18 protein-coding genes are annotated in these 26,082 nt (G+C 46.4%); 4 read left to right on the top strand and 14 right to left on the bottom strand.

The features are described from left to right. The first annotated feature begins 21 nt into the window (after positions 1 to 21). Complete coding sequence (gene leuB / locus KOE27_RS24085) at positions 22 to 1,092, top strand: 3-isopropylmalate dehydrogenase (RefSeq protein ID WP_215241265.1); 1,071 nt, start codon at positions 22 to 24, stop codon at positions 1,090 to 1,092. Positions 1,093 to 1,366: 274 nt separating this feature from the next. After that, the gene (locus KOE27_RS24080) at positions 1,367 to 2,521 is read left to right on the top strand and encodes a 2-isopropylmalate synthase (protein ID WP_215241264.1); all 1,155 of its coding nucleotides are present in this window, start codon (positions 1,367 to 1,369) and stop codon (positions 2,519 to 2,521) included. A 143-nt stretch (positions 2,522 to 2,664) separates the two neighbouring features. Here KOE27_RS24080 and purU read toward each other — a convergent pair whose 3' ends face one another. Then, the gene (gene purU, locus KOE27_RS24075) at positions 2,665 to 3,474 is read right to left on the bottom strand and encodes a formyltetrahydrofolate deformylase (RefSeq protein WP_229252987.1); all 810 of its coding nucleotides are present in this window, start codon (positions 3,472 to 3,474) and stop codon (positions 2,665 to 2,667) included. A 208-nt stretch (positions 3,475 to 3,682) separates the two neighbouring features. On the opposite strand from purU, the gene KOE27_RS24070 reads away from it, so the two are divergent. Continuing rightward, complete coding sequence (locus KOE27_RS24070) at positions 3,683 to 4,168, top strand: GAF domain-containing protein (RefSeq protein WP_215241263.1); 486 nt, start codon at positions 3,683 to 3,685, stop codon at positions 4,166 to 4,168. 19 nt (positions 4,169 to 4,187) lie between these two features. Here the strand turns inward: KOE27_RS24070 and KOE27_RS24065 are convergent, their stop codons facing one another. The 13 genes from KOE27_RS24065 to KOE27_RS24005 form a co-directional block, all read right to left on the bottom strand. After that, positions 4,188 to 5,111: a sugar phosphate isomerase/epimerase family protein gene (locus KOE27_RS24065; RefSeq protein WP_215241262.1), complete on the bottom strand. Its 924-nt coding sequence runs from the start codon at positions 5,109 to 5,111 to the stop codon at positions 4,188 to 4,190. A 42-nt stretch (positions 5,112 to 5,153) separates the two neighbouring features. After that, positions 5,154 to 6,644 carry a c-type cytochrome domain-containing protein gene (locus KOE27_RS24060; RefSeq protein WP_215241261.1) on the bottom strand — a complete coding sequence of 497 codons (1,491 nt, stop codon included), beginning with the start codon at positions 6,642 to 6,644 and terminating at the stop codon, positions 5,154 to 5,156. 44 nt (positions 6,645 to 6,688) lie between these two features. Next, positions 6,689 to 7,009 carry an L-rhamnose mutarotase gene (locus tag KOE27_RS24055; protein WP_215241260.1) on the bottom strand — a complete coding sequence of 107 codons (321 nt, stop codon included), beginning with the start codon at positions 7,007 to 7,009 and terminating at the stop codon, positions 6,689 to 6,691. Between the two features lie 21 nt (positions 7,010 to 7,030). Further along, positions 7,031 to 8,500: a DUF1501 domain-containing protein gene (locus KOE27_RS24050; RefSeq protein WP_215241259.1), complete on the bottom strand. Its 1,470-nt coding sequence runs from the start codon at positions 8,498 to 8,500 to the stop codon at positions 7,031 to 7,033. Positions 8,501 to 8,583: 83 nt separating this feature from the next. Beyond that, entirely contained in the window at positions 8,584 to 11,334 is a 2,751-nt protein-coding gene (locus KOE27_RS24045) for a DUF1553 domain-containing protein (RefSeq protein ID WP_215241258.1), read from the bottom strand. Positions 11,335 to 11,460: 126 nt separating this feature from the next. Further along, complete coding sequence (locus KOE27_RS24040; protein WP_215241257.1) at positions 11,461 to 13,752, bottom strand: glycosyl hydrolase family 95 catalytic domain-containing protein; 2,292 nt, start codon at positions 13,750 to 13,752, stop codon at positions 11,461 to 11,463. A gap of 24 nt (positions 13,753 to 13,776) precedes the next feature. After that, positions 13,777 to 15,234, bottom strand: a complete 1,458-nt coding sequence (locus KOE27_RS24035; protein ID WP_215241256.1) for a RagB/SusD family nutrient uptake outer membrane protein — start codon at positions 15,232 to 15,234, stop codon at positions 13,777 to 13,779. Positions 15,235 to 15,252: 18 nt separating this feature from the next. Beyond that, entirely contained in the window at positions 15,253 to 18,654 is a 3,402-nt protein-coding gene (locus tag KOE27_RS24030) for a TonB-dependent receptor (RefSeq protein ID WP_215241255.1), read from the bottom strand. A 232-nt stretch (positions 18,655 to 18,886) separates the two neighbouring features. Further along, entirely contained in the window at positions 18,887 to 19,951 is a 1,065-nt protein-coding gene (locus KOE27_RS24025; RefSeq protein ID WP_229252918.1) for a FecR family protein, read from the bottom strand. A gap of 228 nt (positions 19,952 to 20,179) precedes the next feature. Further along, entirely contained in the window at positions 20,180 to 20,764 is a 585-nt protein-coding gene (locus KOE27_RS24020) for an RNA polymerase sigma factor (RefSeq protein WP_215241254.1), read from the bottom strand. Positions 20,765 to 20,874: 110 nt separating this feature from the next. Further along, complete coding sequence (locus KOE27_RS24015; RefSeq protein WP_215241253.1) at positions 20,875 to 23,706, bottom strand: PVC-type heme-binding CxxCH protein; 2,832 nt, start codon at positions 23,704 to 23,706, stop codon at positions 20,875 to 20,877. A gap of 171 nt (positions 23,707 to 23,877) precedes the next feature. Beyond that, positions 23,878 to 24,780, bottom strand: coding sequence for a sugar phosphate isomerase/epimerase family protein (locus tag KOE27_RS24010; RefSeq protein WP_229252917.1), 903 nt, complete (start codon positions 24,778 to 24,780; stop codon positions 23,878 to 23,880). A gap of 47 nt (positions 24,781 to 24,827) precedes the next feature. Next, on the bottom strand, positions 24,828 to 25,184 hold the full coding sequence (locus KOE27_RS24005; protein WP_215241252.1) for a YraN family protein: 357 nt from the start codon (positions 25,182 to 25,184) through the stop codon (positions 24,828 to 24,830). 177 nt (positions 25,185 to 25,361) lie between these two features. Here KOE27_RS24005 and lipB point away from each other — a divergent pair, with 177 nt between their 5' ends. Continuing rightward, positions 25,362 to 26,081, top strand: a complete 720-nt coding sequence (gene lipB / locus KOE27_RS24000; protein WP_215241251.1) for a lipoyl(octanoyl) transferase LipB — start codon at positions 25,362 to 25,364, stop codon at positions 26,079 to 26,081. Position 26,082 lies beyond the last annotated feature (1 nt).

Below are 26,082 nucleotides of genomic sequence, written 5' to 3'. Positions count from 1 at the left end.
TTTAAATTAATAGATTCAATAATGAAAAAACACATTTTAGTAGTACCGGGTGACGGGATCGGACAGGAAGTAACGGCTGTCGGAAAAAAAGTCCTGGAAAAAATTGCAGAAAAATTCGGACACGAATTCACTTATGACGAGGCGCTCATAGGGCACGTGGCTATTGAAGCGACCGGAAATCCCCTTCCTGAGGAAACGCTGGAAAAAATGAAGGCATCGGATGCAGTCCTTTTTGGTGCTGTGGGTCATCCGAAATACGACAATGACCCTTCCGCACAGGTACGTCCTGAACAAGGATTGCTGAAAATGCGTAAAGAACTGGGCCTGTATGCCAACTTAAGACCTATTAAATTATTTGATGAGCTTCTGGGTGCTTCCTCTATCAAGCCTGAGATACTGAAGGGCTCGGATATCCTTTTCTTCCGCGAACTTACCGGAGATATTTACTTCGGAGAAAAAGGCCGGAAAAATGAGGGAGATACCGCCTACGATATTGCAGAATACAGCCGCTACGAAGTGGAACGCATTGCGCGTAAAGCCTTTGAAGCCGCGGGAACCCGCCGTAAAAAATTATGCTCTGTAGACAAAGCCAATGTTTTGGAAACAAGCCGTTTATGGAGAGAAGTGGTACAGGCTATTGCCCCTGAATATCCGGATATCGAAGTGGAACACCAGTTTGTTGATTCGGCTGCGATGATGCTGATCAAAGATCCCAAACGTTTTGATGTAGTGGTAACTGCTAACCTTTTTGGAGATATCCTTACCGACGAAGCCAGCCAGATAGCAGGATCCATGGGTATGCTCGCATCTGCCTCGGTGGGAGACAGCACAGGAGTTTATGAACCGATCCACGGCTCTGCTCACGACATTACCGGAAAGGGTGTTGCTAATCCGCTTGCATCGGTACTTTCAGTGGCCCTGCTGCTCGATATATCTTTTGGATTAAAAGAAGAAGCCGATACCGTCATTGCCGCAGTGGACAAACTGCTTAAAGATGGTTTCAGAACGCGGGACATTGCAGATGCTTCCACACCTTCAGAAAAAATCCTGAATACGGAAGCCGCGGGTGAGGAATTGCTGAAAAGAATCTGATTTTTAGCAAGTTTTACCAAATAATATTTGTTTCAAGCAAAACTTATATTTTCTTTGCAGAAGAAAATCGCAATCAGCGAAATTTCGCAAATAAGTTTTGACATGAAATACCACAATCATACCTTTATTCTCCTGCTCACGAAGTTGTCCTGAAACGGGAAAGGTAAAGTTTTGAAACGATCAAAAAAACCCTTTCTCCTGACAAAGAAAGGGTTTTATATTTCTTGAATATTTGTAAATTAGTGACCCAATTACAATTTCACCATACCCACCGATGAGTCAAAGAGTTCAGATCTTCGATACCACTTTACGAGATGGCGAGCAAGTTCCAGGCAGCCAATTAACCACTGAGGAAAAGATTATTGTTGCCAGGCAACTCGAAAAGTTGGGGGTAGATGTGATAGAAGCAGGTTTCCCGGTTTCTAGCCCCGGCGATTTCCGGTCCGTTGTTGAAATATCCAAAGCCGTTCGTGAACCTATAATATGTGCCCTTTCCCGTGCTGTTGTGGGAGATATTGATGCGGCTGCCGAAGCCCTGCAATATGCGCAAAGAGGACGCATTCATACCGGAATCGGCTCGTCGGATATTCATATTCAGCATAAATTCAATACCACCCGCGAAAAAATTATCGAGCGTGCTGTTTCTGCAACCAAATACGCCCGCACCAAAGTAGAAGACGTGGAGTTTTACTGCGAAGATGCAGGTCGTGCAGACCTGGTTTTTCTTGCTCAATTGGTAGAGGCAGTCATTGGCGCCGGTGCCACGGTTGTAAATATCCCGGACACCACAGGCTACTGCCTCCCCGACGAATACGGCGGAAAAATCCGGTACATCTTCGAAAATGTGAAAAATGTTCACAAAGCTACGATCTCCATACATTGCCATAATGACCTGGGGCTGGCTACGGCAAACTCCATCGCGGGGATTACGCAGGGAGCCCGGCAAGTGGAGGTAACCATTAACGGAATAGGCGAAAGAGCCGGAAACACCTCTTTGGAAGAGGTTGTGATGGCGCTAAACGTGCACAAGGAACTTGGCCTGGAAACCGGTGTGAACACGCAGTATATTTATCCAACCAGCCAGCTGGTGTCCAAAATGATGCGGATGCAGGTACAAGCCAACAAGGCCATTGTCGGCCGTAATGCTTTTGCACATTCATCGGGTATACATCAGGATGGTTTCCTGAAAAATAATCTCAATTACGAGATCATGAACCCGCATGATGTAGGTGTCGATAAGTCGGACATCGTACTTACGGCCAGAAGCGGACGCCATGCCCTTAAACACAGGCTGGAGCTTTTGGGCTTTTCTTACGATAAACCGGCCGTAGATGAATTGTACACCCGGTTTTTGGAAGTTGCCGACCTGAAAAAAGAAGTGAACGATGCTGATTTGGTGGAGCTCACCCGTGCTTTCGCGACGGTCTGATTAGAATCCCATTAGAATTGGTTAACCATCTGAAAATGAATTTGATGTTTTAAAGAATTTTTTGTAACATTACATATTCAATAACATCCATCAGATTATAAAAAGCCCTCGGTGATTCTGACTAAGGGCTTTTTCTTGTTTTACTACAAAATAATTGTTCTGTTATGGTGAATAAAAACGCGGTCATTGAAAACCAGTTTTAACGCTTTCGACAGTACTGCTTTCTCGGTATCTCTTCCCAAAGTGGCCATATCTGATGCCGTCTGACTGTGATTTACCGCCTTCACATCCTGTGCAATGATCGGCCCTTCATCCAGATCGTTATTGACGAAATGCGCCGTAGCTCCAATGATTTTAACCCCTCTTTCGTAAGCCTGCCTGTAAGGATTAGCACCTATGAATGCAGGCAAAAACGAGTGATGAATGTTAATGATCCGATTGGGGAAATGACTCACAAACTCCGGAGTGATAATGCGCATATATTTTGCCAGTACCAGGAATTCAGGACGATATACATCCAGCGTTCTTAAAATAGCTTCTTCATGTTCCTCCCGGCTTTTATTTTCGTGCGAAATAAAGTGGAACGGAATGCCAAATTTTCCCACCAGCGGCTGGAGTGTATTGTAATTGCTTATCACCGCCAGTATGGTAGCATCCAGCTCGTCAAACGCATAACGGATCAGCAACTCACCCAGACAATGATGTTCTTTGGTAACAAAAAGTACTACATCCTTTTTCTTCCTGGGATTAATCCTCAGGTTAAGTCCGATCGGTAGCTCCTTTTGCAGCGCATAAAGCAATTCAGAAACATCGGCCTCGCCATCAAACTCCGTCCGCATGAAAAAATATCCCGAAGGGCTTACATATTCATCATTCCGGATAATATTCTGATTGTGTTCAAAAAGTATGCGTGTTACCTGGTAGATCAGCCCTTTGTGATCCGGGCCGTCCATTAATAATATGTGGCGTTGCATCATTTTAACCTTGTAATTTCCTGTAAAATACCAGAGTACTAAATAAACATATTTTCAACCCAATTCTGCTATGTCTTGCTACATTCCTTCCTGGAGCGACCGGGAAGAGGAAAAATAAGAATTCTATATTTCAAAGTAACTTTTCAGCCTTTGTTCCTGTTGGGGATAGTATTAAATATTTAAAATTATGGCGGAAGAACTTATCATTCCAAAAACAACGGACCGGAGCGAAATATATGCCACTCTTCTCCCCCAGATCGAGTCAGTTATTGGTTCGGAGAGTGATCTGACGGCCAATCTGGCAAATATTACAGCGGTTCTTAAAGAGGCTTTTGGCTTTTTTTGGGTAGGATTTTATGTGGTTAAAGAAGGCCAGCTTGTTCTGGGTCCATTTCAGGGCCCTCTGGCCTGCACCCGCATCCCTTTTAATAAGGGCGTATGTGGTGCCTCCTATACCAGGAAAGAAACCATTGTCGTTCCCGACGTTGACAAATTTCCCGGTCACATAGCATGCAGCTCGGCTTCCAGATCTGAGATTGTTTTACCGGTTCTGCACCGTAATGGTACCGTAGCGATGGTCCTGGATGTGGATAGCGACCAGCTGGATGACTTTGACGAAACCGATACCGAAGGATTAAAACGGATTGTGAAACTGGTGGAAAAAAAGTTATGAGTTCTTATCTGAACATCGCCTATTTTAGATAGCGCTTCCTCAGTAATTTCATCATGTGCACATTAATAGCCCACTGGTCAGCTACTGGTTGCGCGGTATAAGGCAGTGTAGGTAAATAATTGGGCGGACCGAATTCCGTTAAGAATGTCAGCGTTTCTCCATTTTTCACCTTTTGTTCTACCACAGTATCCCACCAGGTGAAATGTGCTTTCACCTCCGCTTCCCATTCCGGAGCACGCGGGTCACTAACCTGCGGGCCTTCTGCATGCCCAATGCGGGAGTGAATATGTCCCACGCGGGAAAGAGCGAGTTTGACCGTTTCCTGCTGGTTCTCCAATAGGCTTTCATGAACATTACACCAGTGCGAGATATCCAGGGTAAGGCGCAGTGCCGGATTTTTTTCAATGAAATTTCGCGTTATGTGCGCCGCAAAAAGCATGCGGCCCCTGTGCGTTTCATGATAAATAGGAATGCCGGTTTTGGCAGTTGCTTCGGTGGTATGATCAATGATGGCCCTGTTTTGATCATAGGTAAAAAAATCCCTTCCACTATGACAATTGATATACAATGGTTTGCGATCAAACTGAGAAGTAGCGGCGTTGATCGAATTCTTAAAAGATGCCAGGTGTGCATTATATTCAGTATCACCCGCTCCGCATAAAAATCCTACTTCCAGGTCATACTTTTTCAGTGCCGCGAAGAGTTCTTCCCTCTTTTCCTTATTACCCTGCCACCATATTTCAATCCCGTCGTAACCCTCTTTTTTTACTGCGGCGCAAAACTGATCCGTAGTACCCGAAAACCCCCAGTTGGTCCCCAGTATCTTGAGCGCAAACTTATCGGCAAATTGAGCCGGCGCACCTGTCTGTGACATTATACTATCTAATCCGGCAAGTAGTCCTGTACCGCCTATGGCCGAACTCATGAAATTTCTACGATCCATTTATGTATTACGGGTATAAAATCCCGATCTGTTGTTTAATGGTTATTTTACTTTCGTTTCTGCCCTGGTGGTATCTCCCGTCTTTACAAACTGCGCAACAGTGGCTTCGTTAAACCCATTTACGATCTGGATTTTGGGGTATGATCTTGCAATTTGTACCACCCCGCTATCTGTCACCGCAGAACGCCATACATATACCGATTTCAGATTTTTGACCTGCATCACACTTTTAAGGCCTGAGTCGGTCACTTTCGTATCCACCAGGTTGATATATTCCAGCTTTGACAGATCCTTCAGATGTACGAGGCCCGCGTCCGTGACAGCGGTATGTTCCAAATGAAGTTTGTTCAGGTTTTTCAGTTTAGATAGCTCTTTCAGGCCATTGTCAGAAATTTTGGTTCTGCCCAATTTCAGCCAGGCGATCTGATCTGCCAAAGGTATCAGCAATCCAAGTTGTTCATCCCCGAAATCAGCCGCATTCACGGCACTCACCTCAATAAGGTTTTGATCATTTGCCAGGGGATGTACAATGAGCCCGGCTTTTTCCAGGTTTTCAATTGCTTTCGGGTCTGCCTTTGCAACTTTCAGCCCTTCAATAGCTGATACCTGCATTTGCGATACCGAACCAGCCAAACCAGATCCCAGACTTGCCAGAACGGGTTTCATTTGTTCGGAAACAGTTAACTCGGAGACCTTTTTGTCAGCAGGCGCTCCCTGGTCTATCCACCACGACAACAGCGCAATCTGCTGGGTACTCAGCTGCGGTTTGCCTTTTGGCGGCATGTGATCGTCGTCTCCCTCCGGTAACAGGCAACGGCGGATCATATCACTTTCCGCACTTTTGCCAGACACAAAAGCGGGCCCGCCTTTGCCTCCTTTTAATAATAAAGCCAGCTCATCCATCCGCAAGTCACCCTTTTTCTTGGAAGCATTGTGGCACTGCGTGCACCGGGTTTCGAGTATCGGCTGGACAATATCCTTATACACTACCGCCTCCTGGACATTTGTAATCGGCTTGGCCTCTATGGCTTTCTCCTGCAACGGCGGCATTCCAGCTATACTCCTGAAAGGTTCAGGGGTGTACTGGGTCAGATATTCCTCTCCGTGGGTAAGTGAACCTCCTTCATGGCCCGCAGTGAAGGTCAGAATTGTTGCCAGGCAAAAAGCGGGTAAATAAAACGCCGGTCCAAAAGGAATTTTATCCCCGAAAGCATCCGACTTGACGAGCCAGGCAATCCAGGCAAAAGCAGCTACGCCAATTCCCTGCCACATGTGGTCGTCCAGCAATTCGGCTTCATATCCTCCTCCCAACGAAAGCAAATAGCCCGCCACACAAGCCAGCGTGGCACCAACGGCCGACCAAAACAGAATAAAAGACATTGCAGATTCGCTTACACCGATACGTCCGGTGCGTCTGCCGATTTCCAGAAGGGCAGCTATCAGCAAAAAACCTATAGGCAAATGTACCAGTACAGGGTGAAATCTTCCGATGAAAAGAGCCCAGCCGGAAGCTTGAAGAAGCGGGTAATCCATTTTTTATTTTTAAAGGGTCAGGTATAAAATTGTGAGAGAAGAACTCATAGCCGGAATACCTCAGGACAAGATATTACTTTTGGAGAATTATCTTCATTTACTTCCATGATATCAGCCATGTGGTCCCACCATTTTTTCATGATCGGGAGGGAAGAAAGCTGTCCTGTTTGAGGGTTTTCTCCTAATTTTTGAAATGCAAAAAGTGCAAGGGTTACTTCGTCCAAAAAAATATAGTATTCCAGAATACCTGCGTCTCTCAGCAGACTGGCGAGTTCTGGCCATATCTCATCATGCCGTTTTCTATATTCTGCTTCAAAGCCCGGTTTAAGCTGCATCCGGAATGCGAGTACCTGATTTCCCTGCATGAAAATTGCAATATTTTAAATTTAAGCCAAAACCTGGTTTACTACTTTTCCCTCCGTATCTGTCAACCGGAAATTTCTTCCCTGAAACGGATACGTAAATTTCTCATGGTCGAAGCCCATCAGGTGAAGAATGGTTGCCTGCAGATCATGTACATGTGTCCTGTCTTTTACTCCATAATACCCCAGCTCGTCCGTTTCACCGTGTGAATATCCTTTCTTTACGCCGCCACCGGCCATCCACATCGTGAATGCTTCCAGGTGGTGATCACGGCCCATATAGGGCATCACCAGCCCGTTACGGTTTTCCTGCATGGGCGTACGGCCAAATTCCGCTCCCCAAATCACCAGTGTTTCTTCCAGTAAACCCCTCATTTTAAGATCCTGAAGAAGAGCGGTAATTGCCTGATCCGATTCCCGGCATTTTTGCCGTAGACCTCCCTCCACGTTATGGTTTGCAGAAGTACCGTGTCCATCCCAGCCCCAGTCGAAAAGCTGCACGAACCTTACATCATTCTCAACCAGCTTGCGAGCCAGCAGACAATTCATGGCGAAAGTCCCGTCTCCGGGTTTTACGCCATACATATCCAGTATGAAAGGTGGTTCTTTGGAAACATCCATTACCTCCGGTACCGACATCTGCATACGAAAGGCCATTTCATACTGGCTTATACGCGTCAGGATTTCGGGATCACGGACATCCTCGTAAGTCTGCCTGTTAATTTCATTGATGGCTTCAATCGTTTGCTTGCGCATATTCCTGTTCATCCCGTTGGGGTCCGAAACATAAAGTACCGGATCTCCGCCAGTCCGGCATTGAACGCCCTGATAAACAGAGGGTAAAAAGCCGCTTCCAAATACACTTTTTCCAGCATCAGGCTGCTGTCCACCAGAGGCAAGTACAATGAACCCCGGCAAATTATGATTCTCGGAACCTAATCCGTATACCGTCCATGCACCCAGACTTGGCCGCCCCAGTCGCGCACTGCCGGTATGCATCAGCAGCTGTGCAGGGGCGTGGTTGAACTGGTCCGTATGCATGGCTTTGAAAAAAGTAATTTCGTCAGCAACGGTCTGCAGGTAGGGCACATAGTCGGACATCCAGGCCCCGGATTGCCCATATTGTTTAAATTTCCCCTGCGGACCAAGCATTTTAGGTACACCTTGTATGAAGGCAAATTTTTTACCTTCCAAAAATTCCGCAGGACAGTCTTTACCATGGTATTTGAGAAGCTCCGGCTTGTAGTCGAACAACTCCAGCTGGGACGGCGCTCCGGCCATGTGAATGTATATTACTCTTTTAGCCTTTGGTGCAAATTGTGGTATTTTGGCCTGCGCCGCCGCCCCTGCCGCTTCCGCATTGGAGGTACCACAGGAATTCAACATCGTTCCCAGCCCGAGCGCCCCTAGTCCAAATCCACAGGATTGCAAAAAATGCCGCCTCGTCTGACGCTGCAGTTCTGCATGTTGTAATTCTTTTAATAATTTTTCCATTTTAATATGTTTTTATCCACATCCATCGACTGCATAACGCTTTGGAACTGTTACCTATTTTAGGATAGCTACTTCTCCATTCCCTACTCCTTGGTCACGACATTATCCAGGTTCAGCAGGACGTTGGCCGAAACCGTCAATGCAGCAAGTTCCGGCGACCGTTCTTTTCTGTAAACCAATATGCTATCCACTTCTCCAGGTTTTCGCTTATAGGCCTGTAAGGCTTCGTTATAAACTTTTACCAGTACTTTCAGGCTTTTCTCCTCTATTGGCTGGTAGGTCAGCAGACGATACCCTTCCTTCAGCTGCTGGTCTGGTGTTTTTCCGCTTTTCAACATTTTTGTGGCCAGATTTTGGGCTGCTTCCAGGTAAACGGGGTCATTCAAAGTTACAAGCGCCTGCAAGGGAGTATTGGTAAGAATACGTCTGGACTGGCAAAATTCCCTGCTCGGTGCGTCAAAAGTGGTCATGGAGGGATAAGGAGCCGTACGTTTCCAGTAGGTATAAACTCCACGACGATACCTGTCTTCTCCTTCACTTAAAACCCATTTCTCACCACTGTACGGCGACTGCCAGATCTTATCCGGCTGAGGTGGCATGACACTGGGGCCATACATTTTTTTGGACAAAAGACCGCTGCACGCAAGTGCCTGATCCCGAACCTGCTCCGCACTTAAACGAACCCGCGGCCCGCGGGATATCCAGATATTATAAGGATCTTTCTCAATACGTTCCTGATCTGTTTTTGAGCTTTGCCGGTAAGTAGCCGACATCACTATTTCCTTCAGGAGTTTTTTTACGCTCCATTGATAGTCCTCCATAAAAGAAACTGCCAGCCAGTCCAGCAGTTCACGATGCGTAGGTTCGCTGCCTTGTGAGCCAAAATCCTCTACCGTCTCTACGATACCTCTTCCAAACAACTGCTCCCAGAACCGGTTGACAATTACCCGGGAAGTAAGAGCATTATCTCTGTTCACCATCCACTTGGCAAGACCAAGCCGGTCCCTTGAATACTCCTTTGGTATGGGAGCCAGAAGCTTGGGCACGTCTGCTTTTACTTCAGCTCCTTTCACCATCCAATTTCCTCTTACAAATACCTGCGTTTTCCGCGCAAAATCCTTTTTTCCCTCCCATAATACCGGCATGCTTTCCGGGTACTTTGAAAGCACGCTGGCATAATCCTCCACAATTTTGACATAATCTTTTTCTCCCGCACCAGGTAACAATTTCTGGAAAGCCAGCCATGTGATCCTCACCCAATCTTCAGGTTTTGTGGGGCTGGATAATTTCAGGAAAACATCATGGCTCCCATTTACTGCAGGTATAGGGGCCACCACCACGGTATCTCTTTTAGGAACGGCCACTTTGGCCAGCAACGGCCCATCAATTTTATCCAGATGGAAAGAAAGAACCGCATTTTCTGCACCCGTAGACACATTCATTACCAACTGCCCTGCTCCCGAAAGATCCACTTTTGGAATCCTTGCATTTCCTTTGTCTTTCACACCATAATAGGATATGAGCAAAACGGTAGACTGGTCTCCTTTTTCGAAATTATGCGCATTGATTTTGGGCTCCATCACATGCATAAACTGGGCAAACTCGCCGGTTAGCTTACTGTCATGTGCGCTGATCCATTGTTTTACTCTCTCTACCTTGGCAGAATCCTCTCCTTTGTAAAAACGCATTTTAGGCCATTCGTCCCACACATCCTCATCCCGGGTGTTGTTGAAAAAGGCCATGTATTTATAATAATCCTCGTGACGAATAGGATCATAAGGATGGCTATGGCACTGCACACAGCCAAATGTGGTCCCCTGCCATACTTCCCAGGTAGTATTAACGCGGTCAATCAAGGCGGCAGTCCGGAACTCCTCGTCATCGGTACCTCCCTCATTGTTGGTCATGGTATTACGGTGGAAACCCGTAGCAATGATGTTTTCGCGTGTAGGGAATCCGTCTTTATCACCGGGTATCAGGTCACCGGCAAGCTGTTCAATGGTAAACTTGTCAAACGGTTTATCTTCGTTAAATGATTTGACAACATAGTCGCGGTATCGCCACATGGTCCGCCCGCCGTCACTCTCATAACCTTTGGTATCGGCATAACGCGCAAGATCCATCCACATAGATGTCCACCTTTCACCATAAGCAGGTGATTGTAATAGCCGATCCACTACCTTTTCATAAGCATTGGCCGACTTATCCTTTTCAAAATCGGTAACTTCCTTCTGCGTTGGGGGCAAGCCTGTGATATCAAGGCTAACCCTTCGGATCAGGGTTGCGCGGTCCGCTTCGGGTGATGGCGAAAGATCTTCCTTTTTTAATCTGTCTAGGACAAAATGATCGATCTCGTTTTTTGCCCATTTGCTATTGCCCGCATCCAGCAAACCATACAGGTTCCAGATATTCCCCGCCGAAGGTACTTCTGGCTTTTCAATACGCGTGTATGACCAGTGCTGCTTCCATTCTGCACCTTCATTGATCCACTTTTTCAGTATGGATACTTCTTCGTCAGTCAGTGGTACGCCATTTTTTGGCATTCTTTCATCAGGATCCTTGCTTTCTATGCGACGGATCATTTCACTGGCTTCCGCATTTCCTCTCACCACCGGAATCTTACCGGATTTCCCAGGCTCCAGCATTTCGTGTTCAAAAAGGAAACTGACATCCCCAGCTTTCTTGACACCACCATGGCAACCCATACAATGTTTGTTCAGGATGGGCTTGACTTCGGTATTGTAATCTACCTTATGTCCTAACCAGCCCCGCCACGACCATGCCGACAACATTAAAACGCCTATCCCGATACCTATGAAAACGGACTTTTTCATCCCATTAAAATGTAATCTGTTTTTTCAGCTTTTAAAGAACCCGATGATAACTAAAGCCAACCAGTTATGAAAAATACTGTAAGCTCAGTACCTGTAAGTTATAGTTATCATCCTTCTTTAGCAACTTTAAATACCCAAAAGTGTGATGGTACCTCCCTGTTTACATTTTAATTCTAAAAATCCTTGTTCGGAAACACGCGTAGTGATGTTTTTTGCAGCCTTCGCCTCCCATTTCTTAAAAGGCAATTTAATGGTCGTTACTCCGTCCTTATCGGCCTTGATTTTCACTTCTGTAATTTTGCCACCCGTTCTTTTTGCACTGACAAGAAACGCCCCTTCGGTGCGCAGCTGGTCAAACGAAACATTTTGCCAGTTCTCCGGAATGGCCGGCATAATTTCTATAAAACCTGCATAACTCTGGATGAGCATTTCCTGTAATCCGGCAGCAAATGCGAAATTCCCCTCCAGGGTGAATGGACGATAAGTGAATTTGGAAAGCCCTGATTTCGTCTGGTCTCCGTTTACATGAAAACTGTTGGGCAGACAAAAAGCTCTCGCAAATGTTGTCAGCGCTTCGGCCGCCCCTTTTCCGTCCTTTGCACGCGCTTTCATATTTCCAAGCCATGAATATGAATATCCGCACCACCAATCCGGCCCGATTTTGTCCAGCAGGGCCAGGCTATTCGTAATGAGGGTCTGCGCTTTTGGGCCATCTTCCCATTTGATAAGACCCAACGGATGAATGGCCATCAGGTGAGAGAAATGCCTGTGTGATTGATTATAAGGCATCGATGGAGAGAACATCAGTTCATTGTTTTCGCTGACCGCGTAATCTCCGAACTGCCCGAGTATCTCATTCCAATGTGCTGCCTCCTCCTTTTCACCTAGTTCGATCGCCAATTCTGCTCCTGCTGCAAAAGCAAATTTCATAAGCGAAAGATCATAATTGGTATTCTGCGGAAACCATGCTTCCAGCCTGTTATCGTTTATTTCGGGGCTCGAACTAATCGGCAACTTCCGCTTCCCGTCTGCTCCTATTGCTGTTATTTTCTCCAGAAAAGTACATACTTCCTTTACCCAGGGATAGGACCGTTTTTTCAGCAAGTCTCTGTCCATGCTATACCTCCACTGAAGATAATAATGATGCGCAAGCCAGGAAGAAACCGTTGGAGAAAGTGAATACTGAATCCAGCCACCCATTTCGGTACCGTCCAGAGTGGTTACCCCGGGCACAGCCAGGCCTTCGGTTCCAAAATACATTTTGGTATACCTTTTATAATTCTCCAGATTCTCGTCAAGATGATCAAGGTATCCGAGGGCCTCTTCCAGATGGTTCCCGCTGTAAGCAGGCCAGTAACTCAGCTGGGTATTCAAATCATGGTGAAAATCTCCCTTCCACGGCGGAATTCTGCCATGATCTGCGGTCCAAACGGCCTGAAGGGATATCGGTGGAGCTCCCCTGCGGGCCGCTGCACCAAACTTATACTGCTCAAGATACCATTGCTTTTCCAGCCGCTCATCCGGAACATGCAGGGCAGACTTACTCCAGAAATTCTTCCACCAGGTCACATGGCTTGCAAAATCCTTATCATATCCTCTGGAAACTGCATTTTTTACCAGCGTAGCCGAAGGTACCGAAGCGGCTTTGTCCGGATACTGTGATGAGATACTCCAGACTCCTTCGAGGGTTCCCTTCTTACCCGTTTTCCACTGCACGGTGATCTCGTATTTAAAACCTCCCCAACCCTCTTGCAGATAGGTGATCGTATTATCTCCCCGGTTAATGGTTCCCTGCTTATACCCCAGCCGGGCCAGGTCATTGCCTACTACTGAGCTCGCCCTTTCTCCTTCTTTGACAACGCCCTGGTATTTGGGAGCGATCAGATCCGGAACAAAGTTGTCCGCCACATTCTCAAACCTGAACCAGCCAACGGGTTCTGTGGCATGGACGAAGGTTTTGAGTACCATGCCATTATCCCAAACTACGGATGACAGGGCACTTTCCAGGGAGAGGTGTACCGACCTGACTTTTAAAGACGCCGGAACGTCAAATTCCAATGCTCCGGCAGGAATTTTGGATGGGGCCGGTTCCTTGTCATAGGGGCCATCCAGATACTGCTGAACTGGCTTATAGTCCTTCTTTTCAACCTGTCCCTGCACCCATTTGTAACTGAACTCCTCCCGGTGCAGGCCAGCCATTGGGCGCATATCCCAGATATCAGCCCGGTCAAGGGAAAAACGGAGCTTGCTCTCCTTTTGCCAGACCAGTGCTCCCACCATCCCGTTACCCAGCGGAATGGCCTCATCCCAAACACTTGAAAGGGCAGGGAACTCCAAGTCGTGCTTACGTGAAGGCTGCGCATGAATGGTGCTGACCGAAGCCAGCACCATGGTAATCATCAAAAATCTTCTTATCATTTCACTGAAGGTTGGGAGCTATGTTTACTGATATCCTTGATTTTGCAATAGTTTATTGTTAATGTCTAACTCGCTCTGAGAGAAAGGCCAAAGATAAAACTTGTCGTCCCACTTCAGATTAATATTACTGTGAATCAGCTTACCGTTGATATCTTTTCCTATTTTCCATCTGACTACGTCAAAATAGCGCAAACCTTCAAAGGCGAGCTCCTTCCTGCGTTCCTTTCTTAATATGTCCCGGCTAAGGGTAGTAATGGCTTCGATTCCTGCTCTTTTTCGTATCTCATTTACAAATTTAAGTGCGTTGGCATCGGTCGTATTTCCTCCCGATTTTTCCACCTGCGCTTCTGCATACATCAGATAAACCTCTGCCAAGCGGAACAGTACCACATCATGACCGGTTATTATATCCCTTTCACTCGGCATAAACCTTGTTGGGTCCCATACCGCTGCAAATTTGGTAAGCCCGTATCCCGTAGCCACAAATTCGGTTTGAAAAGTAAATCCATCCTTCCGAATATAGCTTGTTTTATTAGGCGCAGCATAATACCAGGTTTCAAGCCGCAAATCTTTGGGATCATATTCATCGATCAGGTCCTTGGTCGGAGCAAGGCCTCCCCATCGGAAAAACTCGACCTCCTGGCCACCGTCCGCCGATTGGCGACCGTCACGGGTTTCAATGAACTTAACCGAGAAAATAATTTCCGGACAATTTGCCTGCCCTTTCCCTTTGATAAACTGCGATTCCAGATCTGGTGCCAAACTGTACCGGGTTGACGAAATAATAGAATTGGTAAGTGTAACAACGTCATCCCACCTGTTCTGGAACAAAGCGATCCGGGCTTGTAAAGCTTGTACTGTAGTTTTTACTGCATGTCCCGACTTATAGGCTATATCCGGCAAATTAGATGCCGCGAAATCCAGATCCTCCTGTATAAATTTATACACCTCCTCGGTTGTAGATTTGGGTATTTTTAGTGCCTCTACATCAGCGGGGACTTCCTTGTAAATGACAACCCCTCCCCAGCGCTGTACCAGTTCAAAATAAAAATAGGCCCTCAGAAACCGGGCTTCGGCTTCGTAAACTTTATTAGAAGCATCAGAAAGGTTCGCTCTTTTAAAATTAGCAAGAAAAATATTGGTTGTGGCAATTCCTTCATAACAAGCTTTATAAAGCCCATTGGGAGCACCCGCATTAGCGGCATCCAGTGTTCCGGACTGAATGTTCCTTATATCACTGTAATGCTGCGCCCAACCGTTGTCAACTGCTGCATCAAAATAACTCCTTTGCCATTGAAGATAACTCCCCTTAAGCTTGGTGTAACAGCCAGCAAGTCCCATCTCCACATCCCCCTCCGAAGTCCAGAATGTTCCGGCAGCAATTTGCTGAGGAGGGTTCTTTTCTAAAAAGTCTTCATTGCAGGCAGAAAAGAATGCTACGGAGACCGTCAATAGTATGATTAATATTATTTTCGTTTTCATGTCAGATTTGTTTAAGACTTAAAACTTTACATTCAGACCAACGGAATACACTTTCAGCTGAGGATACTGTGCGTGCCAGCCATCTCCGGCCCGCTCAGGGTCCAGGTCTGGATATTTTGTGAAAGTGATCAGGTTGTCCCCTGCAATAAAAATCCTGAGATGGCTGATACCCACTTTCCCTGTCAGCTTAGACGGAACATTGTAGGCGATGTTCAGATTTTTGAGTCTTAAATAAGAAGCGTTTTTAAGAAAATAAGTAGAATTTTGTGCTGTTCCACCTGTCATAGGTGCATATCCCCAGCCATATATCGAGGGTACATCCGAGTTCGGGTTGGTGACCGGGTCGTAGGCGTTCAGGAATTTGGGATGCGGCGAAGAGCCCTGGGAAAAGGGATCTTCCCCAAAGAAATAAGTCAGCACTTTCTGGCCTTCAACACCCTGCATAAAAAGAGAGATATCAAAGTTTTTCCAGGATACACTGCCTCCAAAGGAATAGATAAATCCGGGATAAGCTCCTTTTACAGGAATACGGTCTTTCCCATCGATTTTGCCATCATTGTTCTGGTCCTTAAATTTAATGTCTCCCAATTGCGGATTCCCCGGAGTAACCACTGCGTCCAGCTCTTCCTGGGATTTAAAAATACCCGTGTATTCATACAGATAATAGTCATTATATGGTCTTCCCTCTTCGATAATACGGTTCCCGTATACCGGTGCGGGAAATTTCACTACTTCGTTTCGGTTTACGGAAGCCTGTGCGCTGAGGGTGTATGTCAGGTCGCCTATTTTTTTGCGATGTCCCAGCTCCACTTCAACGCCATAGTTTTTGAATTCCCCATAATTCACCGTAGGCGGGTTGAGTCCCGAACTGGCAGGGATACTCGCTCCGGCCAGGATACCTGTGGTAAACTTATTGTACCAGTCGATTGTACCATAAATAATATCGTTCTTCAGGTTGAAATCTATACCAATATCCGTAATAGCTGTTTTTTCCCATTCAATACTTTTATTGGCAAAAGCCTGCTGTACAACACCTTGCTGAAGCGCCTCATTGAATGCGTACGACGTAGTAGAGTAGGTTTCCTGCCAGGGATAATCCCCTATGTTTGCATTCCCCAACAGACCATACGAAGCCCTTAATTTAAGATTATCAAGCCATACCGCACTGTTTCTGATAAATCCTTCCTCACTAATACGCCAGGCCGCAGAGGCAGAGGGGAAGATCCCCCAGCGGCTGTCTTTATAAATCCTTGATGTACCGTCATACCTGAAATTGGCTTCAAGAAGATACTTACTCCTGAAGGCATAAGTTGCTCTTCCGAACCAGGACCTGAAGGCCCATTCCGTCAACCCTCCTTCCACCGCCTGATTTAAAGTTCCAAGGCCATCAATCTCATACATATTCTTGACAGGAAAAACGTTACGGCTGCCCTTTAGCCAGCGATAATTTTGTGCCTCCTGGCTGTACCCCGCCATTGCAGTAATATCGTGGTTCCCGGTTGTGAAATTCCAGTTCAGCGAAGAATAAAACGTGTTCAAAAGGGTTCTGTAATTCCTGTCAAAAACACCTACCGCCTCTGGGCCAAACGGGGTTCCTTTGGTATATACCTGGCTTCCTCCCGCCAGGTAATCACTTTCGGGAAGATAATAATAGGCATCCGCCCCATAATGGTAAATTCTCTGAAGTTGCTCTACAAACCTTGTGGCATATTTGGAACTCCACTTAAGTCCCATATTTTCCTTTTTTATAAAATTGATATCCACCCAGCCCTGGATGTTGGCTTGCCAGTCTTCATAATTCCGGTAGGTTTCATTGGCGATCCAGTAGGGATTACGGTTGTTCTGTGCTCCTCCGACGCCCGTTGGAATCACCTTGTCGGTGTAACGGCCGCTTCCATCAGGCAGGAACGGTTTCACCATGGGAGCCTGTGTCATAGTCATCAAAACAAAGCTCTGGTTTTCGTAATATGGGGAGGAGGACTTGCCTTTCAGGTAGGAGATGGTGGTACCGGCGGAAATAAACTTGTTAACCACAGCCGATAAATTGACGAGCCCGTTGAACCGTTTGTAACCATGGCCCATCAGCACCCCGTCCTGATCAATCATTCCTGCCGACATATTGTATTTGATATTGGGCGTGCCGCCTGAAATCCCGACGTTATGTTCTTTCATCGGTGCACTTCTCCAGACAGCATCCGCCCAGTTGAAGTCGGGATACTGCTCCTTGTTGCGGTTTGGATCGCTGTATTTGTCAATAATGGCCTGCGGAAAAGGTACCGCGCTTACTGCATTGCGGCTCACGGCCTTATTAAAAAGCTCCATGTATTGCCTTGAGTTCCAGATCTGGTTAGGCACGCCAGTTGGAGACTGCGACCGCAGTGACATGTTGTAGGACAGCACCGGCTTTCCGGTTTTGCCTTGTTTTGTTGTAACCAGTATGACGCCATTGGCCGCCCTTGCTCCATAAATAGAAGCCGAAGCGGCATCTTTTAATACCGAAATACTCTCTATGTCGGTCACCGGGAGCCCGTCCAGCGAGCCCACTACGCCATCTACCAGTATAAGGGGCGTTGTGTTGGTTCCCCATGAACTCGCTCCCCTCAGCTGCACCGAAAGACTTTCTCTTCCAGGCATACCGGTTCCCTGCGATATACGCAAGCCGGTAACTTTTCCCTGAAGCGCCGAAAGACTATTGCTTACCTGCCTGTTTTGAATGTCCTCAATGACTACAGTGGAAACCGAACCTGTAAGATTCGCTTTTTTCTGCGTACCATAACCCACAACCACTACCTCCTCCAACGCTTTCGTGTCTGTTTTGAGGCGGACGTCCACCGAAGTTCTGCTGCCAATCACCACTTCCTGAGGCATATAACCCACAAAGGAAAAGATGAGTACAGCTTCCGGATTGGGCACTTCGATGGAATAGTTGCCTTTGGTATCCGTGATGGTTCCCTGCTGGGTACCCTTTAAAACAACACTCACTCCCGGCAAGCCTTCCCCGGCCTCATCGGTAACCCGCCCGTTCACGCCCACCAAGCTACTGATTTCCTCTTCAACAGACTGAAGGGGCGACACAATGTGATTGTACTTAACTTCGGGATTCATCGTTAGCAGAATTCTTCCCGAGGCCAGCTGGTAGGAAATACTCATCGGAGTCAGGATCAGATTGAGCGCATCTGATAATTTTTGCCTCGAAAGATGTATATCAACAGCCCTTTCAGCTTTGATCGTTTTAAGGCTATACGCAAACTTTACATCTGCCTGTTTTTCCAGGTCCTTCAGGACATTCCTGAGTTCTGCATTCTGCGCATGGATCGTTACCCTCCGTTCCAGAATTTCCTGCGCCCTGCCGTCATGGGCAGCGGAGGCAAGGCTGGTACAGATAATAGCAAAGCTGATTTGTGCAAGTGTAATTCTCATGATCATGCAGAGTGTTGCACACCATTTTAACTGTCGGACTTTTTGCATAGTTTTGAATGTTCTTTTGTGAAAACTGGACATGACCTCTCACCTATTATCTGGCCGGATAATTTGGGGAATGGGAGGCAATTTGAGCCGATGGTGTTAGCGCACTATCGGCTTTCAAGAAAAATTTAAGTTCAGGTCGTGGTTTTGATCATAGGCGCTGTTTTAGATGTTAAGGCAGGGACGTTTAGTCGCAGCCATGTCCGTTAATTAAGATTCTTGTTCCCTTCACTTCATATTCCGCAAGATTTGACTTACATATCAAATCCATTTTTTCATATAAGGGCATATCCGATAAATCTCCGGTAAACGTGCATTTCTCCATTCCTTCATTGGCAAAAACGATTTCAATACCATACTCAGCCTGCAGAGCAGCTGCAATTTCCAGCAGTGAAATGTTATTAAATACCTGAACGGGCTGAGCCTGCTTTACCTGGAGTTTGACAGGTGTTGCAACAAGTCCTGTGGTTAAATGGCGGCTTTCCGAAAAATAAATCGCCCTTTGATTAGGCGTCAGTACCACACCATGGTCAATTGCCGCCGAATCCATTTTATTAAACGCTCTTTTGTTTTCAAAAACAGAGACTTTTCCGGTAACCACTTCCACTTCGAGCGCCTTGTTCTGAGTATTGGTTTTTATTCTGAAGCTTGTTCCTAACACTCTGGTGATCAGCCTGCCGCTGTAAACATAAAAGGGTACCTGGGGATTTCTGGCAATTTCAAAAAACGCGTCACCGGTCAACTGGACATCCCTTACACTGCTGTTGAACTTCGCAGGGTATACTATGCGGCTTCCTGGTGAAAGTGTAACAACACTCTTGTCGTCCAGCACCAAGCTTATGGCCTGGTCCGTTTTGTTTTCTTTGATGATCAGTTTATCCGCAGGCGTGTTGATAAATACTTGTTCATTTTCTAATAAACTATACCTCGTCCCTTTATCAAAAAAGAGAAAATAAGTGACAGAGATGATTAACATGGCCGCAATTCCTGCATACCAGAGCGGGGATTTCCACCAAATCCTACGTTCTATAGCCGCATGAATACTTTCTGTTTCGGTTATATTTTCACGGATCCGGAGCAAAAGCCTGTTTTCAAGCAGTTGTTTATCCTGCTCATCAAGTTCTGCTGAAACATCCTCGTTTAAACTGTCGTACCACAATTTTATCCGGTCCACTTCGTCCTGGGAGCATTCTCCGTAACGATACCTGTACAGGAGTTCCTGAATTTCTTTTTTATCCATTGTTCTTTTCATTATGGCCGGACATTTTCAGTACGATCGTTTCTAATAAGCCGTTAAAAGCGGGAAAAGCCCTAAATTATTTTAAATAATCACAAAAAATTTATATGAAATAATCAAAAGCAAGCTATCTTTCTTCTAATGTTTATATTCTATTGATTGCGGGTACAACCGCAGAGGGCATAGCTCTCCCTGTGCCCGAGAGAACGGGTGGTCAAATTGACGGACAAAGTGAAGGGGGTATCAAAAAATCTGTTCGTAAAACAACGCCAGGGATATGGTGGCTTGCTTCAAAAAGTGGCGCATCGATTTTGTAACCTTGGTGAGATGGTATTCTACGGCTTTTTCAGATAAATGAAAATGCTCCGCGATTTTGGAAACAGGCCAGTGTTCAAGTCTGTTGAGCCTGAATATTTCTCTGGACTTTTCCGGAAGTTCGTTTAAGCCTTCATCAATAGTTCTGGTAAGATCATTAAAAGCAACCGTATTTTCGGTAGTATGATCTTCAAACGTGGCGAAAGATTTATAATAACAAAGGTATTCGTTTCTTGATCCGTGAATTCTGATTAAATCCACCACTTCGTACCTTACCGCCGAAAAAAGGTAATAATCCAGATTGAGGATACGGAGGTTTCCCCTTTCCTTCCAAAGGCGGGTAAAAATATCCTGAATCACTTCTTCGGCCATTTCGCGGTTCTGCAGCTTACGGTTTGCCACCAGAAACATTTTATACCAATATTTCTTGTATATCGTCGTAAATGCGGCGTCACTGCCCGCTTTCAAAGCCTCTATGAGCTCCTGGTCCGAAATCTTCTCGTTCTCTGCCATGGTTATAGAGAGTATATCTTTAATTTTAAGGACATATCATGGAATTCAATCCCAACAAAGTTATACGAATTACTATAATATTCTCACAGGCGCTGTGAACGGGTACCCTATCATTTTATGCCCAATAAATAGGTGGTCAGGTCGGCCAGGTCCTGTTCATTTAACCCCAGGGTGGTTGGCTCCGGCATAAGCGACTGTCCCATTTTCTCCCTGCTGCGGATGTCGTCCTTTTTGATCGTGTACTTTTGCCCCGATACGTCTTTCAAAACAACAGTCCCACCATCACTCAGCAGGAAGCCGAAATAGGTTTGGCCCTTTTTGGTAGTGATGGTGTAGGCCTCATAACCAAATACCATACTCGCAGAGGGATTCACAATGGCGTCCAGTAATCCAGGCTTGTCAAACTTGGTATGGATGAGGGTCAGGTCGGGCCCTATGTCTGCCCCCTGGGTGCCCAGTTTATGGCAGGAAGTGCAATTGTTTAAAAATACCATTTTCCCCTTTTGCGGATTCCCCTGCATGCGGGCAATAAAATCGGTTTTTAAAACCTTACCGTTTCTTGGGAAAAACTGGCTGGCTACCACTCTGACATTCTGGTCAGGATTTTTGAAAATAATTCCACTTACTGCCCTGGCAATGGTGTCCGCCAGCTGGCCCTGTACCCGCATGTCAACCAGGATATTACCGCCGTCTTTATCGGCAGCCATTTTCCTGGCAGCTTCAATTCTTACCGGTATGGCCGTGTTTTTATCCGCAACCGTTTTTTTGAGACCGAGCATTTTATTGTAAGCAGGTGTCATGGCCTTGGCAACGGCTTCTTCCCAATTCATAAGATCTGCCCAATCATTGGTTTTCCTGAAATTCACCCACCAGGAAGCCGTGGAGGCAACGTCAGGCAGGTTCGATTTGGAAAGCGCGATCATTGCTTCCGCCGCTTGTTTATTTTTGATGAAAGCAATCGCTGTTAATGCCTTTCTGCGTTCCGTATCAAGTACTTTTGCAGAGCCCGCCCTTATCTTCAGATCACCGATGGCGGCAACCGGATGTAGCCTCCATGCCAACCCTGCGCGTTGTGCATTCCAGTTTGCAGGGTCTGCCTTGAATGTTTCCTTCACATCACCATATACCTTTTCCTCCTTGCCGTCCGACGCCGTTCCAATAGCTTCCAGCATCCAGGGATCTTTACCGTCGTACCTTTTAATCAACTCAAGTACAGGGCCTTTGGCTTCTTCATAAGGAACATCCCGTAATGCTATCCCTACTTCCCTTCGAACGGCCGCATCCGTGTCTTTGGACATTTGTAATAAATAGGGCTTTTCTGCCGACACCGCCCTGAGCGAACGGAAAGCAGCAAGACGTTGCGCCGCATTGCCAGACTGAAGTAATTTCACTACCTCCGCTTTGCCCTTCTCACCAAGCTGTCCCAAAAGCCATATTGCCCTTGCCTGATGATATGGGTTTTCAGCAGACAACAAGGTTTTAACATCGTTAACTACGGCATCTCCTTTGCTTCTCAGTCCTTCAAAAGCGAGGGCTCTGACATTTACCGCCGGATTTTTCAATGCTTCCACCAATCCCGTAGTACTGCTAAGGTCTGTTTCCGGGACTGTTAATTTTTTTCCTTTCGGTGTAATTCTGTAAATCCTTCCATAACCCGCCTTGTCTTTCATTCCGTGTCCGCCCACGATCGGATCATACCAATCGGCAATATAAAGTGCGCCATCAGGCCCGACCGAAATGTCAGACGGGCGAAACCATTTGCGGGTATCCCCATCTGTTTCGTACCATTCATATCTTTCCGAAGTTTGTGGAAACGAACTGATCAGATCTTTCCGTTTGAGTAGAAATCCTGCACCCTGTATCTCTGGCTGGTAAGCAAAAATAACATTACGCCCTGCTTCACAGCTCAACAAGGTACCTCTGTATTTTTTCCCGAGCTGATCGCCTTCGTAAAACACAATACCCGTGGGAGACCCTGCCCCTGAGTTATCTCCGGCTGGCATCACCCCCGGATCCTCCTGGTGCCAGTGCGTGGTAAAGATATCCTGTCCCGGACGACGGTCGGCCTGCCAGAACCTGGTACCATCTGCCGAAAAATATCCCGCATTTCCGTTTTCCTGCAAAAATGAAACCCGGCAGGTAATCACCTGGTCGTCATTATCATTCTGCCACATGTTGCCATAGCTATCCAGACAAACCTCATAACTGTTACGGAAATTATGCCCCAATACTTTTAAACCCGTTCCGTCAGGATTAATCCTCAAAGCCATTCCACCAACCCAAACCCGGCCGTCATCCGATCTCTGATTTCCCTCATTGGATTTATTGTACGGTGTTCCGCCGGTATACAGGCTGCCGCTGTTCAGTTTCCAGCCCCCTTTGTCCGTCACATGATGTGGTCCTGCATTCCCGGTATTGAAATAATAACGGCCGTCGGGCCCTGCAACCAGAGAATGAAGCGAATGGTCATGATCAAACCCGCCGAAGCCGGTGAGCAGTACCTCGCGTTTGTCCGGTTTATCGTCCCCGTCCGTATCAGTATAAACAATAAGGTTTGGTGCACAGGAAACGATGACCTTGTTGCCAATGACAGCAATTCCCAGCGGGGCGGTGAGCAGGCTGTCTTCCACAAATACTTTTGAACTTTCCGCTTTGCCGTCGCCGTCTTTGTCTTCGAGGATCATCACCCGGTCACCTTTTTGCTTGTGGCTAAGCCGTTCCGCAGGTTTAGTGTTAAAATCCCTGTAATTAACTGCCTCTGTTACCCACACCCTTCCTTTCTTATCAATATCCATGTTCGTTGGGTTGTAAAACATAGGTGCTTCTGCCCACAGGGTTACCTCCAGGTCATCCGGAACATACAAGCGGGAGGAGTCGTCAGCAGTGATAACAGGCATACCCGATTGCCGCGCATTGCCGCCCTGCTGTCCGTTGCCCGACATCAGAAAACAGGATAAAGCTGCACCCAAACAGCTCCAGAGAAATTTGCGGGAAGAGATTTGATAGACCGGCGAAAAACTGACCGACTGTAATTTGACACCAACTGACATAAGGTATTGATCGAAAGAATTTTGTATACAAATAATATAAGCCCGAAACCAAATTGCCGGATGTTACCCGAAAGAAAATAATCCCTCAAGGTATTTACGGTTGTGTCGGTAGCATTCTACAATATCCGCACCCTTGGGGCTTGCCCACTCTATCTGCATCCACCCCCTGTAATCAATTTCTTTTAATGCGTTGGCTATCCGCGGCCAGTCGAGCGTTCCCTCGCCCAGGCGCTGGCCGTTTTCTTTCATGTGGATTTCACAGATCAGCTCCTTGCCAAGCATTGGAATTTCCTTGAATATATCGTTCCCGGCATCCACGGCATTTCTAAAATCGTAATATACCTTCACTGCCTTGGAACCCACCGCATCAATTATATCCATGTGCTCCTGCGCTGTAAGATAGGATTCGATACCCAGCGTAATTCCCAGTTTTTCCGCGTGCGGGGCTACGCTCTTCAACCGCTGAATCACGGCTTTCTTGCCTGGTTCATCATTCCGCAGATCGCCCTGCCCAAAAAAAGCGAGCAAAATAACCGGCGCTTTCAGCTCCTTCGCTGCATCAACGCTGTTCCAGACCCATTCTTCGGTTTTGGCTTCGGACTTGTAAGGCGTCCTGTTTAATTCTCCTATGGCCAGACTTGAAATTTTAACTCCTGTACGTTTGGAAGCTTCCTTAATGGCCAAAAGTGTTTCGGGTACCGTAAGGCCCTTTTCATCTTTTGATGTATTGTAACTCACCTGAATTCCCTGCAGCCCTATTTGACTGGCGATGTCAAATGCTTTGGGGTTCATGCTGTTACCGACGGACCAGTCACATGCCCCAAGCCTGAACCGGGGAGATTTCTTCCCTGTGAGTTTTTCCGCAGCAAATGCACCAATCAATATGGCGCTCCTCTGAATGGCCTCCCGGCGACTGAGTAATTCAAGATTCATGGAAGCAGGTTTGGAATTTAGAGCCTTTATCATGGTATAATTCCCATTATAAATAATTCTACTTATGCCTGCCCTGCAATTCAGCTAAATGCATCTTCTATGTGCCTGATATTGAGGCTTCCGTTGGGAAGAATAAGTATGGAAACAATATCAAAACGAACATCAAAATGCCAGTCGACGCTATAAATATAATTTTCAGCGGCCTTCATGATAAGCTTTGCTTTGGTATAATTCACAAATTCTTCCGGCATACCAAACCCAGTACCACTACGCGTCTTTACCTCAATAAACACCAGCGTTTTATTTTTCTTCGCGATCAGGTCGATCTCCGCATGTTTGTATCTGTAGTTTTTCTCGACGATCTCAAATCCATGATCGGTTAAAAAAGCCGAGGCTTTGTCTTCGCCCCAGGTTCCGGTTTCATTGTGTGCGGCCATTTTACGAACAATTTTTATAAGAAATGTTGTTACATAAGTCAAAGAGGTACAGGGCCGATTTTAAATTTCGGATCAAGCTGTCTTTGAACCACGTCCTGGATTAAGACTATATGCCTGTGAAAATGTTACTTGCTATATTTGATCTTTCTTTGGTGCCCGTTTTATTTTTCAATTATTATGAATACCCTCATCAATAAACAGGTAAGTTTTCATAACCTTGGCCTGATCGATTATCAGGAAGCCTGGGATTATCAGGAGAAACTTTTTGCAGATACCATTCTGGTCAAAACCACAAACCGTAGTCTGTCAGAAGAGGAACAGCAGCCAACACCCAACCACCTCATTTTCTGTGAACATCCGCATGTTTACACCCTGGGAAAAAGCGGAAAGGCCGATCACCTGCTTTTACAGGAAGAGGACCTGAGTGCAAAACAGGCCACTTTTTACAAGATCAACCGGGGAGGAGATATCACTTACCACGGGCCTGGGCAGCTAGTGGGTTATCCGATCCTGGATCTGGATAATTTTTTTACCGATATCCATAAGTACATGCGTCTGCTGGAGGAAGCAGTGATCCTTTCCCTGGCGGAGTATGGCGTAAAAGCAGGCAGGATCAGCGGGCTGACGGGCGTTTGGCTGGATTATGAAGAACAGCAAAATCCAAGAAAAATATGTGCCATGGGTGTCAAATCGAGCCGCTGGGTTACCATGCATGGATTTGCCCTGAATGTGAATACAGATTTGAGTTATTTCGGGAATATTGTACCTTGTGGTATTCAGGATAAGGCTGTAACCTCCCTCGCAGCGGAATTGGGGCGGGAAATACCAATGGAAGAAATATCCCTGAAATTAAAAAATCATCTGACAGATCTGTTCCTGATGGAATGGCAAAATTAGA

The organism is Dyadobacter sp. CECT 9275 (genome assembly GCF_907164905.1).
Lineage (GTDB): Bacteria > Bacteroidota > Bacteroidia > Cytophagales > Spirosomataceae > Dyadobacter > Dyadobacter helix.
Note: the sequence above shows the minus strand (reverse complement) of the source record. Positions and strands in the feature narration are given on the sequence as shown.

What these genes read in the sequence shown, in the direction of transcription:
- leuB (WP_215241265.1), top strand. Translation starts at nt 22, where the DNA reads ATGAAAAAACACATTTTAGTAGTACCGGGTGACGGGATCGGACAGGAA.
- purU (WP_229252987.1), bottom strand. Translation starts at nt 3,474, where the DNA reads ATGGACGGCCCGGATCACAAAGGGCTGATCTACCAGGTAACACGCATA.
- KOE27_RS24025 (WP_229252918.1), bottom strand. Translation starts at nt 19,951, where the DNA reads ATGAAAAGAACAATGGATAAAAAAGAAATTCAGGAACTCCTGTACAGG.
- KOE27_RS24015 (WP_215241253.1), bottom strand. Translation starts at nt 23,706, where the DNA reads ATGTCGGGCAACGGACAGCAGGGCGGCAATGCGCGGCAATCGGGTATG.
- KOE27_RS24010 (WP_229252917.1), bottom strand. Translation starts at nt 24,780, where the DNA reads ATGATAAAGGCTCTAAATTCCAAACCTGCTTCCATGAATCTTGAATTA.
- KOE27_RS24045 (WP_215241258.1), bottom strand. Translation starts at nt 11,334, where the DNA reads ATGAAAAAGTCCGTTTTCATAGGTATCGGGATAGGCGTTTTAATGTTG.
- KOE27_RS24040 (WP_215241257.1), bottom strand. Translation starts at nt 13,752, where the DNA reads ATGATAAGAAGATTTTTGATGATTACCATGGTGCTGGCTTCGGTCAGC.
- KOE27_RS24060 (WP_215241261.1), bottom strand. Translation starts at nt 6,644, where the DNA reads ATGGATTACCCGCTTCTTCAAGCTTCCGGCTGGGCTCTTTTCATCGGA.
- KOE27_RS24055 (WP_215241260.1), bottom strand. Translation starts at nt 7,009, where the DNA reads ATGCAGGGAAATCAGGTACTCGCATTCCGGATGCAGCTTAAACCGGGC.
- KOE27_RS24005 (WP_215241252.1), bottom strand. Translation starts at nt 25,184, where the DNA reads ATGGCCGCACACAATGAAACCGGAACCTGGGGCGAAGACAAAGCCTCG.
- KOE27_RS24030 (WP_215241255.1), bottom strand. Translation starts at nt 18,654, where the DNA reads ATGAGAATTACACTTGCACAAATCAGCTTTGCTATTATCTGTACCAGC.
- KOE27_RS24065 (WP_215241262.1), bottom strand. Translation starts at nt 5,111, where the DNA reads ATGGATCGTAGAAATTTCATGAGTTCGGCCATAGGCGGTACAGGACTA.
- KOE27_RS24050 (WP_215241259.1), bottom strand. Translation starts at nt 8,500, where the DNA reads ATGGAAAAATTATTAAAAGAATTACAACATGCAGAACTGCAGCGTCAG.
- lipB (WP_215241251.1), top strand. Translation starts at nt 25,362, where the DNA reads ATGAATACCCTCATCAATAAACAGGTAAGTTTTCATAACCTTGGCCTG.
- KOE27_RS24020 (WP_215241254.1), bottom strand. Translation starts at nt 20,764, where the DNA reads ATGGCAGAGAACGAGAAGATTTCGGACCAGGAGCTCATAGAGGCTTTG.
- KOE27_RS24080 (WP_215241264.1), top strand. Translation starts at nt 1,367, where the DNA reads ATGAGTCAAAGAGTTCAGATCTTCGATACCACTTTACGAGATGGCGAG.
- KOE27_RS24035 (WP_215241256.1), bottom strand. Translation starts at nt 15,234, where the DNA reads ATGAAAACGAAAATAATATTAATCATACTATTGACGGTCTCCGTAGCA.
- KOE27_RS24070 (WP_215241263.1), top strand. Translation starts at nt 3,683, where the DNA reads ATGGCGGAAGAACTTATCATTCCAAAAACAACGGACCGGAGCGAAATA.